This window comes from Mycetocola sp. BIGb0189, from assembly GCF_024810155.1.
Lineage (GTDB): Bacteria > Actinomycetota > Actinomycetes > Actinomycetales > Microbacteriaceae > Mycetocola > Mycetocola lacteus.
Window position 1 is genome coordinate 163,523 of sequence record NZ_JANUED010000001.1, and the last position, 14,800, is coordinate 178,322.

Here is a 14,800-nt window from a genome sequence, read left to right on the forward strand (position 1 = left end):
CCTGCCCACGCGCGAAACGTGCGTCATCTCGCTCCGCTCACTGCCGGAGTGTGGGACGAAGGGGCATAGAATTGGCTTCGACATGAACAGCACCGAACCCGCCGCCCAGAATCCCACAGTCTCCTCCTCGTCCACGCGTGACGCCGCCCCGCGAATCAGCGGCGTCGGCCGAGTCCTCGTGGCGATCTACGGCATTCTCGCCCTCGCGGCGACCGGGCGTTCGGTCACCCAGATCATCGGCAAGTTCGATCAGGCCCCGCTGGCCTACACCCTCTCGGCCCTCGCCGCGGTGGTCTACATCTTGGCCACGATTGCGCTGATCGTCCCCGGGGCCATCTGGCGGAAGATCGCCTGGATTACCATCGGGTTCGAAATGGTTGGGGTCATTGTGATTGGTCTCCTCTCGATTTTTGATTCGGCCCTGTTCCCGCACGACACCGTTTGGTCCTACTTCGGTCGCGGCTACGGCTTTGTGCCGCTGGTCCTGCCTGCGCTCGGCCTGTTCTGGCTGGCCAAGCAGAAGGGAAAGCGCGCGTGAGGGTTTTCCGCGACCTGACCGAGGTCCCCCTGGACTTTGGCCCGAGTGCCGTGACCATCGGCAAGTTTGACGGCGTCCACGCCGGCCACCGCGGTGTGATCGCGGGCCTGCGTGGAATCGCCGAGGAGCGCGGCCTGCGCTCGGTGGTGGTCACCTTTGACCGTCACCCGCTGCACGTGATTGCCCCGGGTCAGGCACCCACCGCCCTGACCGGAATCGACCAGAAGCTGGATCTGCTGGCCGAAACCGGAATCGACGCGGTGCTGGTCCTGACCTTTGACCGGCTGCTGTCGGCGCTTGAGCCCGAGTCGTTTGTGCGATCGATCCTGTGCGCGACCCTGGATGCCAAGGTCGTTCTCGCCGGGGATGATTTCCGCTACGGACACCGCGGAGCGGGGGACGTAGCCTCGCTCACCGAGCAGGGCAAAATCGAGGGCTTCGAGGTTGTCGCCATCGATGATGTGATGCCGAGGGAGGGCCGTCGTGCCTCCTCCACCTGGATCCGTGAGCTGCTGGCCGACGGCCGGGTGGATGCCGCCGCCGATCTGCTGGGACACTATCCGAGCGTGCGTGGGACCGTGGTGCACGGGGCCAAGCGCGGTCGTGAACTCGGTTTTCCGACCGCGAACCTGTCGCCCGATTCCACCGGCTACATCCCCGCCGATGGCGTCTATGCGGGCTGGCTGACCAGCGAGGGCGAACGCTATGCGGCGGCGATCTCGGTGGGCAACAACCCGACCTTTGACGGCGTGCCGCAAAAGCAGGTCGAGGCGTTCCTGCTGGATCAGGACATCGACCTCTATGACCGCGAGGTTGAGGTGTGCTTTGTGGAGCGAGTGCGGGGCATGGTTGCCTATGCGGGCATCGATCCGCTGATCGCCCAGATGCACGACGATGTGGTGCGCGTGCGTGAGATTCTGGACGTTCCGGCTCCATAGCAAACGCTCGGAATACACCCTGCCGGATAACGGTTGTTGAGTTTATGATGATCTTGACGAAGGGACACCATCATGGGACTCAAGACCACCCTGCTGACCATCACCGGAATGCATAATTCGTTCTGCGTGAACAAGATCCTGCGCGAGTTTGAGGCGCTGGATGGCGTCACCGCCGAGGTAGACCTCGCCTCCGGCCGTGCCCGCGTGCACGCCTCCGAAGACACCGATCAGGGTGTCCTCGTAACCGCGGTCTCCAACGCCGGCTATTCCGCCGCGGTGGTCGCGATCTAGTTTTTGCGCTCGATTTTTGATGTCCCGGCACCCACCTAGTGCCGGGACATCGCCGTTAACCGGAGTGGCGCTGGTCCTAGTCCAGATACCCCAGGAACAGACCCGGCTCCGACCACAGCAGCGAACCGCCGGCACCGGACACCAGGTGTCGCTGGGCGCCGGGGATGCGGTGGGTGAGGGTGTCGCCGTGGTCGGGCGAGTGGACCTCGTCGCGGTCGCCGAACCACACGTGCACGGGGATGTCGATCTGGTCCAGGGGGAGCCGCCACGGGCTCATCGCCAGGATGGTGTCGGCGGCGTACCCGTCTGCCCCACCGGAGAAGGATTCGGTGAGGGTGCGGCGGTAGAGCGCACGGAACTCCTCATCTCCGTAGACCTCGGCATCCGCCGCCGAAATCTCGGACATGACATATTCCCACATCAGCTCGGGGGTAAAGCGGGCAAAGTGGGCGCGGACTGTTTCGGGTTCGCGACCCACCGAGTCGATCAGGGTCACCATCTCCTCGGGCAGCATGCCGGTGATCAGCGGATGTGCGACCTCATCGGAGGGGGACACCAGGTTGAGGGAGGACACCGCGCCGGTCGCCGCCAGGGCCAGCGCAAACGGTGCACCCTGCGAGTTGGCGATCAGCGGGATCCGGCCGAGGCCCAGCGCGCTGAGCAGATAGCGCAGGTCCTCGGCCACACTGGTCAGGGTCTTGTGGGGATCGTGGTCGGAGGATCCAAGGCCCGGACGGTCCACCGAGATCAGCCGGATCGCGCGCTCGCTGAGCAGTTCGGCACCAAAGTTCATCGCACGGCCGCTGGCCGCACCCGGGATGAACAGCACCGGGGTTCCATCGGGGGTTCCATATTCGGCGAAGCCGAGGGCCCGACCATCCGGAAGAGTAATTTCTCCGAGGCGGGCCGAAACTATGTCAGAGGTATTCACCCCCTCAGTTTATGGGCGCGACCCCCGACACGACGTGGTGCCGCGTCGGGTTCGCTGGAGGCGCACACGCTAGGCGCTGAGCACCAGGCTGCGATAAAACTCGATCCCCTGAAGCCAGGTGGATACGTGGATTCGCTCGTTGACGGCATGCAGCCCCGCGCGTTCCTCGGCACTCATCCGGAACGGGGTGGTGCGATAGACGTTGCGGGATATCCGGGCATAGTAGCGGGAATCGCTGGCTCCGAGCATGACGTAGGGGGAGACCGTGGCATCCGGAGCCGAAGCGGCAAAGGCGGACACGATGCGCTCCCAGCCGGGGCCGGAGGAGGGGGAGACGGGGGAGGGATCGTGGAATTCGGCCACACTCAGCTCGACCTCGGGATCGTTGATGATCCGTCTGAGGCGGCGCACCGTAGCCGCCACGCTCGACCCCACCGCGATCCGAACGTTGAGGGTCGCGGTGGCGCGCTCGGGCAGCGCGTTAGCCGCCGACGCCCCGGATAGCTGGGTGGTGACGGTGGTGGTGCGCACCAGCGCGGCGGTTTCTGCCCCGAGCCGGGGCAGAATCTTTGCCAGCAGCGGGGCGAGCAGATCGACGTTTTGGGCAACCCAGGGCAGCGGCGCGGCCGAGCGCGGGCCCAGTGTGCGCAGCAGATCCTTGGCGGGGCGAGAGAGCCGCCCGGGGAAGGGCAACCGATTGACCCGGGTGATCGCCCGCGCCAGCCGGGCGGTTGCCGGGAACGGAGGCGGAGTGGAAGCGTGACCGCCCACCTGCGCGACACTCAGCGTGATCGTGGCCAGACCCTTCTCGGTGGTGCCCACCAGCGCGGCCGGTCCCTGTAGTCCGGGCAGCACATCCTCGATCACCGCGCCACCCTCATCGATGACCAGTCCGGGCACAACCCCGCGGGATTCCAACAGCTCTACCGTGGCCCGCGCCCCGGCCCCGGTGGTCTCCTCATTGTGCCCAAAGCTCAGATAGAGGTCGTGTGCGGGGGTAAAGCCCGAGTCGATCGCGTGTTCCACGGCCTCCAGGATCGCGACCACCGCGCCCTTATCGTCCAGCGTGCCCCGACCCCACAGCACCCGGTCCTCGCCGCTTCCGGTAATCTCGGCGGCAAAGGGCGGATGCGCCCACTCGGGCTCGTTCTCGCCCACGTTGACCGAGACCACATCGTAGTGTCCCATCAGCACGGTCGGGTTTTCGGGAGCAGCCCCGGGCCAGCGCAGCAGCAGCGAGTAACCGCCGATTTTCTCGCATTCCAGGGTTGCAAACACCCGCGGATACAGCTCTTCCAGCGTGCTGAGAAACGTATCAAACGCATCCCAGTCGATCAGGGTTTCATCCAGCCGGCCCACCGTGGGGATACGCAGCAGCGTGCGAAAACGGTCCAGGGAGGCATCGCCGAATCGAGGGTTCATTGGTGCAGTATAGTGCGGCTACCCGGCCCTCAGAGCGGTGCATTGCGAAGTAAAACCGGTGCGCCACGCGAAAAGGGGAGGAAAACGCGGGCGTGAATATCGTAGAATGTTTCCGCGCCCGCCGTTTATCCGGCTTCGGTTCCGGTGTCTATCACCGCGAGAACCCCGAGTCGAGGCAGTAATCACCCGGCCGGCGCAGTATCGGACCCGGCATTTGCCCGGGTGCTGGAGCGCTCAGGAGGAGCATGCCAAACACCGGTCAGCGCCGTTCACCCGGCCGATCCGCACACCGCGCCGCGGGCGCACGCGGAACCGCAGCCCGTAAGCCGTCGCGCAATCAGGTCTCGCGCCACGATGAGGAAGCGCCGATTATCCCGATCCTCGCCCGCAAGGTGCGCGAGGTCGAGGCGAAGGCTCAGAAGGGCAAGGTGGGCCCGACCAACCGGGTAAAGTTCCAGGTCATCGCCTTCCTGGTGCGCGAGGAGCGCGCCCGGGTTAAGGGATCCACCGAGATGTCCGAGAGCATGCGCACAGAGCTGCTCAAGCGCCTGGATGGCGTGGCCACGATCCTGGCCAAGACCGCCGCTCGTGACACCTCGCTGATCACGCTGCTTGAGGCCGACGCCGCCACTAGCCCGGTGGCCCAGAAGATGCGCCGCGACTGGCTGCTGGAATCCGGTGCCGAGCTCAGTCCCGAAGAGCTGATCATCACCACCCAGGCCCCCGAGCCCGAGCAGATCATCCCCGCCGAGCTCGCGCAGAAGCAGGTCGTGCCGATTCAGGTCAAGGCGCGTCAGCGCTCCAACCCGTTCCTCGCCCCCAACCTGACCCCGGCCCCGGCCGAGCGTTCCACCCGTGGACGCCTGGACAGTTGGGAACTGATGGGTCCACTGTACAAGTCGTTTGAGACCGGTGCCGGTGGCGCCTCGGCGTGCATGCCGCTGCCGGATGCCCCGAAGATCGACCGTCTGGCCCCGCCCGGACGCGAGATCATGAAGCACCAGGCCCGTTTCGTGGAGGCCGTCAAGCGCGGTCAGCGTTCGATCCTGCTGGCCGATGAGCCGGGTCTCGGCAAGACCGCGCAGTCGCTGCTGGCAGCCTCGGTCGCCCAGGCGTACCCGCTGCTCGTGGTGGTGCCCAACGTGGTCAAGATGAACTGGGCTCGCGAGGTCGAGCGCTGGACCCCCGGTCGCCGCGCCACGGTGATCCACGGTGATGGCCGCGACATCGACGCGTTTGCCGACATCTTCATCGTCAACTACGAGGTTCTGGATCGTCACCTGGCCTGGCTGAGCACCCTCGGGTTCCGCGGCATGGTGGTGGATGAGGCGCACTTCATCAAGAACCTGCACTCGCAGCGCTCTCAGCACGTGCTCTCCCTCGCCCGTCGGATCCGCGCCAACACCCCCGGTGGCAAGCCGCTGCTGATGGCGCTGACCGGAACCCCGCTGATCAATGATGTGGCCGACTTCAACGCGATCTGGCAGTTCCTCGGCTGGACCACGGGCGACAAGCCCGGTCCCGAGCTGATGGCCAAGCTTGAGGAAAACGGTTTGACCCCGGCGGACTCGGGCTTCTATCCCGAGGCCCGCAATGCGGTCATCGACCTGGGTATCGTGCGTCGCAAGAAGATCGACGTGGCCGCCGACCTGCCCTCGAAGATGATCGCCGATATCCCGGTTGAGCTCGACGATGAGGCCGGACGTTCGATCCGCGACGCCGAGCGCGAGCTGGGTCAGCGCCTGCTGGCCAAGTACAACCGCATCATCGAGGCCCGTCCCGACCGGGCCGGTCGCCCGAGCGGTCCCGACCTCGACATCATGCGCCTGGTTGCCCAGGGTGAGCTTGAGGAGTCCAAGGCCGCAGGTGGGGGCGAAAACGTCTTCACGATGGTGCGCCGGATCGGTCAGGCGAAGGCTCAGCTGGCCGCCGACTACACCGCGCAGCTCGCGCACTCGGTGGGCAAGGTGGTGTTCTTCGCCAAGCACATCGACGTCATGGACACCGCCGAGCGGGTGCTGGCCGGACGCGACCTGCGTACCGTGTCGATCCGCGGAGATCAGAGCACCCAGGCCCGTCAGGAAGCCATCGACGCGTTCAACAACGACCCCGGTGTCTCGGTGATCGTGTGTTCGCTGACCGCCGCCGGCGTGGGGGTCAACCTGCAGGCAGCCTCCAACGTGGTGCTCGCCGAGCTCTCCTGGACCGCCGCCGAGCAGACCCAGGCGATCGACCGCGTGCACCGCATCGGTCAGGACGAGCCGGTCACCGCCTGGCGGATCATCGCCGCGCACACCATCGACTCGAAGATCGCCGAGCTGATCGATTCGAAGCAGGGCCTCGCGGCTCGCGCGCTCGACGGCAGCGACCAGGCGATCGAATCCAGCGACTCGGTGCAGCTCAACGCGCTGATCTCGGTGCTGCGGGATGCGATTGTGGCGAGCGGAAAATGAGTTCCGACCGCTATGGTCGCGGCTCCAAGCGCGAACCCACCTTCACTCGTCCGGCGCTCGCGCCGGGCCTGCTGGCCGCCATTGTGATGATGGCCACGGTGGCGCTGCTGGATTCGGATCTGTACTACATTGTGCGCTTTGTGGTGTGTATTCTCACCGCGATCGTCGCGTTCTACTCGATCCGCGCCGGCCGTGCCTGGTGGCTGATTGGGCTGGTGCCGCTGCTGGTCTTTGTGAACCCGATCATTCCGCTGCCCACCTGGCCGGTTGAGGTGCCCACGGATCTGATCTTCTCGCTGACCCTGCTGTTCCCGCTGGTGTTGATCGGTGCCGCGGTCACCCTCAAGGTGCCGGACATCCAGGAAGAAGCCCGTCGCGGACGCTAGTCCGCAGACACAAACGCCCCGGTTCTGCCGGGGCGTTTGTGCGTCCTAGTCCGTCCACTCGATGGCGTCCCAGAGCCGCCACAGGGTCGAGGCACGCGCGGGGGTGAGGGCGATGGCCCAGTTGATTCGGCCGAGCAGATGCGCACGAAAGTGTGGGTGCCGGTCACGGTTTTGAGCCTCGGGACCGGTGCGGGCGCAGTTGCGCAGGATCGCGCGCAGCCGATCATAGGCGTGCCGATCCATCGCCGGATGCTCATTCACCACGATCCCGGTGACCCGCTGGCTCGTGCCGCGCGGACGCACCCGGGTTTTGCGGGGGTTAATCCGCTGACCCGAATCGGTCACGATCGCCTCGACCCCGCGGATGAACGCATCCGAGCGGGCAGCCAGGCGGGGACCGCCGCTGAAGGTCAGGTCGTCGGCGTACCGGGTGTAGCGGGCCCCCACGGCATCGGCCCAGCCGGTGAGCCGCTCATCCAGCCGGTGCATCGCCAGGTTCGCCAGCAGCGGCGAGGTGGGGGCACCCTGCGGGAGGTGGGGGATCCGCAGTGCCGCCGCTAACGCCTGCCTTTCGTCGGGCTCGCCTCCGGGTGGCATCGCGCGAATCACCGCGGGCGGGACCGCGTGGGTCCCCAACGCGGCAAGGACCGGTACCAGGGCCTCACCCCAGCCCTGTCGGCGCAGCCCGGCGTGGATCTGGCCGCGGGTGACCCGGGCGAAAAACGTGGTGAGGTCCATTCCGATCACCACGTGTGATCCGGCATGGATCGCGGCACCGGTGATCGCCGACCGGCCGGGCACAAACCCGTGGGCCGCCGGGTGCACCGGCAGATCGGCGTAGACCTCGGCGATCAGCTGCCGGTGGAGCGTCATCAGCCGTCGCCCGGGTACCTCCAGGAGCCGCGGAACCCGTCCCGGCCGGCTGCGCCATTCATACCGGTAGTGGTTCAGGCGTGTGCCGGGGGCCAGCCGGTTCCATCCGCGCAGATCGGCGAACCAGTCCAGCTCACCCGCGTCGAGGCCGAGCAGCCGGGCGAGATCGGCGGGGGTGTCGGGACGACGGCTCGCGGGTTCCTGCGCGAAATCCTCGGCCCCGGATGGGGTGGGGCGTTCGTCGACGGCCATGGTGCCGAGTGCTGTAGGGATCTCATACAGGGCGTGCCGGACCAGGACGAGGTGTCGGCCCTCGGCGCTCGCCCGCTCGGCGGCGGCGGTGAGTTCGGCGCTCTGGGCGATCCAGCGTCCGAGTTCCCGCGGACGGTCGAACGGTGCCCGCGGGTACGCGGTCAGCACCGCGGATACCAGACCCGGTAGCCATCGTCGGCGGGCACCGAGCACGTTCACTCCGGCGGCGATCAGAGCCGGCCGCGTCCAGCCGATTGCCGGGGCAGGATTCTGGTCTCGCCTGGGACCGGGTCCTTGCGCCGGGTCCCGGTCTCGCCTGGGACCGGGTCCTTGCGCCGGGTCCCGGTCTCGTGCGGCCTCCGGATATGCGGCTCCCAGGAACGCGGCGGCCAGCGAATCGGCGACCGCGGCGAGCGAGGGCGCGGGGGTGTGTCCGGCGGGTCTGCTCATCACGATCCGCCGCGATAGGGGGCCCGATCGGCGGCGGCGCGGGGGAGCGATCGACCGGTTGATGCGGCCGTGTGCGGGGCGACGCGAAGCGTCGCGAGGCACTCGGGGCGCGGTGTCCTACTCGGTTTGCGGTCCCCGGGGTTACCCCGGAGCGGAACGGTCCCATCCATGATGAGCCCTCCCGTTCTCGACCGGTTCCCCACGCTGCCGCCGGGGTGTGTACAGGCTAACCGCTGAGGGCAAGCCGAACAAGGGCACCCAGAAAAGACGGCGGGGTGCCCACGAGCCGTGGACACCCCGCCGGGAAATCAGAGCGGGCCGACTAGACGCCGAGGCGCGACTTGACCTCGATCAGCGAGGGGTTGGTTGCGGCGGTGCCGTCGGGGAAGATCAGGGTCGGCACGGTCTGGTTGCCGCCGTTGAGTTCGGCGACGAGTTCCGCGGTGCCCGGGACCTCCTCGATGTTGATCTCCTGATAGCCGATTCCGGCCGAGGTGAGCTGGGTCTTCAGACGCTGGCAGTATCCGCACCAGGACGTCGAAAACATCGTGACCTGGCCGGCTTCGGGTGTGTAATCCATGCCCCGATTCTAACCCCGCATGCGCCATGCACAGATTCCCAATCGTCACGGGCAAGTGCCCCGGGTTCCGGCGAACCGATACGCTCGATGTGAGGGCAACAGGGTGTTGACCTCACCGACCCGCCGTTGGGCCAGCACCCTCGGGCATCGGGTCAAACTATTGCGCGCAAGGGAAGTGATTCGATGAGAATTGGTGTGCTCACCAGCGGTGGCGACTGCCCCGGACTCAACGCCGTGATTCGCGGAGCGGTGCTCAAGGGCACCGCCGTCCACGGCCAGGAGTTCCTGGGGATTCGTGACGGATGGCGTGGCCTGGTAGAGGGTGACGTGTATCCCCTGACCCGCCACGACGTACGCGGCCTTTCCAAGCAGGGTGGCACCGTTCTCGGCACCAGCCGCACCAACCCCTTCGACGGCCCCAACGGCGGTCCCGAAAACATCCGGGTCACCATGGATCGTCTCGGCATGGACGCGGTGATCGCGATCGGCGGCGAGGGTACCCTGGCCGCGGCCAAGCGCCTCACCGACGCCGGACTGAACATCGTGGGTGTGCCCAAGACCATCGACAACGACCTGGACGCCACCGACTACTCCTTCGGATTTGATACCGCCGTGGAGATCGCCACCGAGGCCATCGACCGCCTGCGCACCACCGGTGACTCCCACCGTCGCTGCATGGTGGTGGAGGTCATGGGCCGTCACGTGGGCTGGATCGCCCTGCACTCCGGCATGGCCGCGGGTGCCCACGCGATCCTGATGCCCGAGCAGCCGCAGTCGATCGATCAGATCGTCGCATGGGTCGAATCCGCCAACAACCGCGGTCGTGCCCCGATCGTGGTGGTCTCCGAGGGCTTCACCCTGGACACCATGGAAACCGCCCACTCGGAGAAGGGCCTGGACGCCTTCAACCGTCCGCGCCTGGGTGGGATCGCCGATGTGCTGGCCCCGATCATCGAGGAGCGCACCGGCATCGAAACCCGCGCCACCGTGCTTGGTCACATCCAGCGCGGCGGCGTGCCCAGCGCCTATGACCGCGTGCTGGCCACCCGCCTCGGTATGGCCGCAATCGACTCGGCCGTGGCCAAGCAGTGGGGCACCATGATCGCCCTGCGCGGCACCGAGCTGGTGCACGTTCCCTTCCAGGATGCCCTGGGCGGATTGAAGACAGTGCCGCAGGACCGCTACGACGAGGCCGCAATCCTCTTCGGCTAGCCGATCACGCGCCACGCGGGCCCGGATGCTTTCCTGCATCCGGGCCCGCGTTGTTCTCCGCCCTATTCCGGGGTGACATACGCCGCGGAGATGCCTCCATCCACCAGGAATGTGCTCGCGGTGATAAAGCGCGAATCGTCGCTGGCTAGGAACGCGACCGCCGCGGCGATCTCATCGGGCTCGGCGAACCTCCCGGTGGGAACGTGAACGAGACGTCGTGCGGCCTCGGCCGGGTTCTCTGCAAACAGCGACCGCAGCAGCGGCGTGTTGACCGGTCCCGGACACAGGGCGTTGACCCGGATGCCCTCGCGCGCATACTGCACCCCGAGCTCCCTGCTGAGGGCCAGCACCCCGCCCTTACTCGCGGTATAGGAAATCTGCGAGGTGGCCGCCCCCAGCACCGCCACAAACGAGGCGGTGTTGATAATGGATCCGCCGCCGCGCTCGCGCAGGTAGGGCAGCGCATGCTTGCAGCCGAGAAACACCGAGGTCAGGTTGATCGTCTGTACCCGAATCCACGCCTCGAGCGTGGTCTCCTCGATCAGCCCATCGGAGGCCGGGGAGATGCCCGCGTTGTGAAACGCGATGTCCACGCCGCCGTAGGTGTCGGCGGCCACCCGATACAGGTGGGCCATATCGTCCTCGCGGCTCACATCCGTGGGGACAAACAGGCCATCCAGCGCGGCGGCGGTGCGTGTTCCGGCCAGCGGATCGATGTCCGCGATGACCACCCGGGCCCCCTCGGAGGCCAACCGGGTGGCGCTGGCCAGGCCGATCCCGCTGGCACCGCCGGTGATCACGGCCACGCGGCCGTGGAGTCGGGCAATCGGGGCGGGAGAGTGGGTCATGATTCCTCATTTCGTTGGGTGGATGGGTGGGGGCCGTCGTGGCTGATAAACACGGTTTTCACCTCGGTCACCGCATCGAGGGCATCCGGTCCGAGCTCTCGGCCCAGCCCCGAGTGCTTCATGCCGCCAAACGGTGTCTGATAGCGCACCGCGGTCTGCGAGTTGATCGAGAGATTGCCCGCCCGGATGGCGCGTGCGGTGCGCAGACCGCGGGCACCGTCTCGGGTCCAGATCGAACCGGCCAGGCCGTACGGGGTGCTGTTCACGCGTGTGATCACCTCGTCCTCGGTGTCAAACGGGAGGAGTGCCAAAACCGGTCCAAACACCTCGGTCGCGAGGATCGGATGGTGCGGGGGCGGTGCCACCACCGTGGGTGGGAACCAGAATCCCGGGCCTTCGGGGATTCGGCCGCGATAGACCACCGGAATATCATTGGTCACCAGGGCCGCGACCCGATCCCGGTGTGCGGCGGAGATCAGGGGGCCCAGTTGCGTGTGAGGATCGAGGGGATCGCCCACCCGGAGTGCGTCCATCGCGGGAATCAACAGGTCCACAAAGCGGTCGAATACCGGCCGCTGAACATAGACTCGTGAGCGTGCGCAGCAGTCCTGTCCGGCGTTGTCCAGCGCCCCGGACGGGGTGGCCGCGGCTGCCGCCGCCAGGTTGGCGTCGGAGAACACAACACTCGCATTGTGCCCGCCCAGCTCGAGGGTGACCGGTTTGATGTGCTCGGCTGCCGCCGCGAGCACCCGGGCACCGGTCGCGGTGGATCCGGTAAAGATGATCTTGTCCACATCCGGATGCCGTGCCAGATGATCACCCAGCAGCGCCCCCGACCCGGTAACCACCCGAAAAACACCCTCGGGAAGCCCCGCCTCACTCGCCAGGTGTTCGAGCCGAAGCGCCCCCAGCGGGGTCAGCTCGGCCGGTTTGAGTACCACCGTGTTGCCGGCGGCCAGGGCGGGGGCAACGCCCCAGGCGGCAATCGGGAGCGGGAAATTCCAGGGAGCGATGATCCCCACCACCCCGAGTGGTTCGTGAAAGGTGATCGCGGTGCCCCCGGCCACCGGAATCTGGGTACCGAGATGACGCTCGGGGGCACCGGCGAAATACGTGAACACATCCCGCACCTGATCCGCCTCGGCGCGAGCAGCGGTGACCGGATGCCCGGCCTCGGTCACCGTCAGGGTTGCCAGGTGTTCGCGGTCCGCGGCAATCGCTCGCGCGAAGCGGGCCAGGAGGTGGCCGCGTTCGGCCGCCGACAGCGCCCGCCAGCGGGCCCCCGCGCGCACCGACTCGGCGATGATCTGGTTGGTGTCGGCGATACTGCGGTGGGGCACCCGAATAAACTCATGTCCGGTTGCGGGGTTGATCAGGATCGACTCGTGCGGCGTGGGCTCGGTCATTGTGACACCTTTCGGACTGCGGGGAGGGGTTGCGACGTGGAATCCGCGGCGCGGGCGAGGGCAAAAGCCCGCGCCGCACGTACCAGCGCGCGCACCGGTGCGCGCAGCTCGGGCCGCTCCTGGGCGGTTTCGGGATGGAACTGCACGGCAAACACGAAGCGTCCGGCCGGGTCCTCGACCGCCTCGATTGTGCCGTCATCGGCGCGGGCGCTCACCGTGAGGCCGTGTCCGACCGCGTCGATGGCCTGATGGTGGTAGCAGGGCACAGCGAGCCGGGCACCGAGCAGGGATCGCGCCCGTGTCGCGGGTTCGGTGAAGATGGGCACCGACCGATATACGGCGACTCCTGATCGATGTTCGTGGGGTGCCGAGGCGGCGGTCGGTAGCGCCGGGGACACCAGGTCGGGGATGTGCTGGTGCAGGGTGCCGCCGCGCACCACATTGAGCACCTGGGCGCCACGACAGATCCCCAGGAGCGGGAGATCCCGCCCCAGGGCGGCCGCGCAGAGCCGCAGATCCAGGGCGTCCCGGCGGATCTGACTGCGAGTGGCGGGATGGGCGGGGGCACCATAACTGAGCGGGGTGATATCGGGTCCGCCGGCGATCACCAGTCCATCGAGCCCGTCCAGATAGTCGGCCGGGTCCCCGGGGATCCCCGGGGCGAGCAGCAGCGGCAGCCCACCCGCCTGGGCGACCGCATCCACATAGGACTCGGGGATCAGCACGGCACCCGTGGACCAGTCTCCCCAGGAAGCCCGTTCGCGATACCCGGTAATTCCGATCCGGGGGCGCACGGGGAGGGGCCCCGGTTCACCCGCGCCGGGTGCCGGCTCAGAGACGTTCGAAGCCACGGCGGCGCTCCCAATCGGTCACGGTCGCGGCATGGGCGGCGAGTTCCAGATCGGCGGTGTGGACATAGTGATCCACCACATCGTCGCCAAAGGCCGCGCGCGCGAGGGCGCTGCGATCCAGCAGGGTACGCGCCTCGGCAAGACTGCCCGGGAGGGCTCCGAGACTCGAGGATCCGGTCCGGGCCGCCAAATATGCGTTGCCCTCGACCGGATCGGGCAGCGGGATATCCGTGGTGAGTCCGTGAATCGCGCCGGCGATCAGCGCGGCCGCGGCCAGATACGGATTCACATCGCCCCCACCCACCCGGTTTTCCACGTGCAGCCCGCCACCGTGGCCCACCACGCGATAGGCGCAGGTGCGATTGTCGATGCCCCAGCCGATCGAGGTTGGCGCAAAACTGCCCTCGACAAAGCGCTTATACGAGTTGATGGTCGGGGCAAAAAAGTAGGTGAGTTCGGCGAGGGTTGCCAGTTGCCCGGCAAGCATGCGGTCGAGGACGGGGGAGAACCCGTGGGCTCCGGTTCCGGCGGATACCGGCGTGCCATCAAGCGTGGTGAGGCTGAAGTGAATATGACACGAGTTGCCCTCATCCTGATCGAACTTGGCCATAAATGTGAGGGACTGACCGTGGGCGGCGGCGATCTCTCGGGCCCCGTTTTTATAGATGACATGGTCGTCGCAGGCACGCAGCGCGTCCCGGTAACGGAACGTGATCTCGTGCTGCCCGCGGTGACACTCACCCTTGGAGGACTCAACGATGAGCCCGGCATCGGCCATCCCGGTGCGGATCGCCGAGATGAGCGGTTCCACTCGGCTGGTGGCCAGGAGCGAGTAGTCGATGTTGTAGCGACCGGCGGGGGTAAGTTCCGCGTAGTGGCGATCCCAGGCCCGCTCATAGGACTCCTCGAAGAGGAGGAACTCCAGTTCGGTGCTCAGATGCGCGGCATACCCCAGCGTGGCGAGCTTGGTGATCTGGTCCCGCAGGATTTGCCGGGGCGATACCCGGGCCGGTTCCTGTGTGGGCAACAGAATATCGGCCTGGACGATGGCCGTTCGCTCAAGCCAGGGGGCGACCCGCAGCGTTGCGAGATCGGGCCGGAACAGGAGATCCCCATAACCGGTTTCCCAGCTGGAGAACGCATAGCCGGCCTGGGGCGCGTTTTCCACGTCCACGGCCAGTAGATAGTCGCATCCCTCAACATCGGCGGGGGCAACATCGGCGATAAACGTGGACGCGGCAAGCCGCTTGCCCTGTAAACGGCCGAGATGGTCGGTGATGGCAACCACCACGGTGTTGATGGCCCCGTCGGCCACCGCCTGATGGAGGTCTTCGAGCGTGAGTGGTGCGGGGGCGGATCGAATGGTCAT

At 67.0% G+C, this 14,800-nt stretch carries 14 protein-coding genes; 6 read left to right on the forward strand and 8 right to left on the reverse strand.

What is annotated here, in order from left to right:
• Positions 1 to 82: 82 nt before the first annotated feature.
• From M2390_RS00720 to M2390_RS00730, 3 genes are all read left to right on the forward strand, one after another.
• Entirely contained in the window at positions 83 to 538 is a 456-nt protein-coding gene (locus M2390_RS00720; protein WP_259176318.1) for a hypothetical protein, read from the forward strand.
• Positions 535 to 1,476: a bifunctional riboflavin kinase/FAD synthetase gene (locus M2390_RS00725; RefSeq protein ID WP_121688330.1), complete on the forward strand. Its 942-nt coding sequence runs from the start codon at positions 535 to 537 to the stop codon at positions 1,474 to 1,476. The genes M2390_RS00720 and M2390_RS00725 overlap by 4 nt, the downstream gene beginning before the upstream one ends.
• Before the next feature lie 72 nt (positions 1,477 to 1,548).
• The gene (locus tag M2390_RS00730) at positions 1,549 to 1,767 is read left to right on the forward strand and encodes a heavy-metal-associated domain-containing protein (RefSeq protein ID WP_259176323.1); all 219 of its coding nucleotides are present in this window, start codon (positions 1,549 to 1,551) and stop codon (positions 1,765 to 1,767) included.
• A gap of 76 nt (positions 1,768 to 1,843) precedes the next feature.
• On the opposite strand, the gene M2390_RS00735 is transcribed toward M2390_RS00730, so the two are convergent.
• Both M2390_RS00735 and M2390_RS00740 read right to left on the reverse strand, forming a co-directional pair.
• The gene (locus M2390_RS00735; RefSeq protein WP_259176324.1) at positions 1,844 to 2,698 is read right to left on the reverse strand and encodes an alpha/beta fold hydrolase; all 855 of its coding nucleotides are present in this window, start codon (positions 2,696 to 2,698) and stop codon (positions 1,844 to 1,846) included.
• A 69-nt stretch (positions 2,699 to 2,767) separates the two neighbouring features.
• Positions 2,768 to 4,120: a M20/M25/M40 family metallo-hydrolase gene (locus M2390_RS00740; protein ID WP_259176327.1), complete on the reverse strand. Its 1,353-nt coding sequence runs from the start codon at positions 4,118 to 4,120 to the stop codon at positions 2,768 to 2,770.
• A 245-nt stretch (positions 4,121 to 4,365) separates the two neighbouring features.
• On the opposite strand from M2390_RS00740, the gene M2390_RS00745 reads away from it, so the two are divergent.
• Positions 4,366 to 6,573, forward strand: a complete 2,208-nt coding sequence (locus M2390_RS00745; protein WP_259176329.1) for a DEAD/DEAH box helicase — start codon at positions 4,366 to 4,368, stop codon at positions 6,571 to 6,573.
• On the forward strand, positions 6,570 to 6,959 hold the full coding sequence (locus M2390_RS00750) for a DUF6804 family protein (RefSeq protein WP_030142968.1): 390 nt from the start codon (positions 6,570 to 6,572) through the stop codon (positions 6,957 to 6,959). Before M2390_RS00745 ends, M2390_RS00750 begins: the two co-directional genes overlap by 4 nt.
• Before the next feature lie 45 nt (positions 6,960 to 7,004).
• Here the strand turns inward: M2390_RS00750 and M2390_RS00755 are convergent, their stop codons facing one another.
• On the reverse strand, positions 7,005 to 8,534 hold the full coding sequence (locus tag M2390_RS00755) for a reverse transcriptase family protein (RefSeq protein WP_259176331.1): 1,530 nt from the start codon (positions 8,532 to 8,534) through the stop codon (positions 7,005 to 7,007).
• 322 nt (positions 8,535 to 8,856) lie between these two features.
• Positions 8,857 to 9,114, reverse strand: a complete 258-nt coding sequence (locus M2390_RS00760) for a glutaredoxin domain-containing protein (protein ID WP_259176333.1) — start codon at positions 9,112 to 9,114, stop codon at positions 8,857 to 8,859.
• A gap of 183 nt (positions 9,115 to 9,297) precedes the next feature.
• Here M2390_RS00760 and M2390_RS00765 point away from each other — a divergent pair, with 183 nt between their 5' ends.
• Positions 9,298 to 10,326, forward strand: a complete 1,029-nt coding sequence (locus M2390_RS00765; protein WP_030142970.1) for a 6-phosphofructokinase — start codon at positions 9,298 to 9,300, stop codon at positions 10,324 to 10,326.
• A gap of 62 nt (positions 10,327 to 10,388) precedes the next feature.
• On the opposite strand, the gene M2390_RS00770 is transcribed toward M2390_RS00765, so the two are convergent.
• The 4 genes from M2390_RS00770 to M2390_RS00785 are packed head-to-tail and all read right to left on the reverse strand — an operon-like array spanning position 10,389 to position 14,800.
• A complete protein-coding gene (locus M2390_RS00770) occupies positions 10,389 to 11,174 on the reverse strand; it encodes a 3-oxoacyl-ACP reductase (RefSeq protein ID WP_259176335.1) in 786 nt (261 codons plus the stop codon).
• Positions 11,171 to 12,580, reverse strand: a complete 1,410-nt coding sequence (locus M2390_RS00775; RefSeq protein WP_259176336.1) for an aldehyde dehydrogenase — start codon at positions 12,578 to 12,580, stop codon at positions 11,171 to 11,173. Before M2390_RS00775 ends, M2390_RS00770 begins: the two co-directional genes overlap by 4 nt.
• Positions 12,577 to 13,431, reverse strand: coding sequence for a gamma-glutamyl-gamma-aminobutyrate hydrolase family protein (locus M2390_RS00780; RefSeq protein ID WP_259176338.1), 855 nt, complete (start codon positions 13,429 to 13,431; stop codon positions 12,577 to 12,579). The genes M2390_RS00775 and M2390_RS00780 overlap by 4 nt, the downstream gene beginning before the upstream one ends.
• Positions 13,412 to 14,800, reverse strand: coding sequence for a glutamine synthetase family protein (locus M2390_RS00785; RefSeq protein WP_259176340.1), 1,389 nt, complete (start codon positions 14,798 to 14,800; stop codon positions 13,412 to 13,414). The genes M2390_RS00780 and M2390_RS00785 overlap by 20 nt, the downstream gene beginning before the upstream one ends.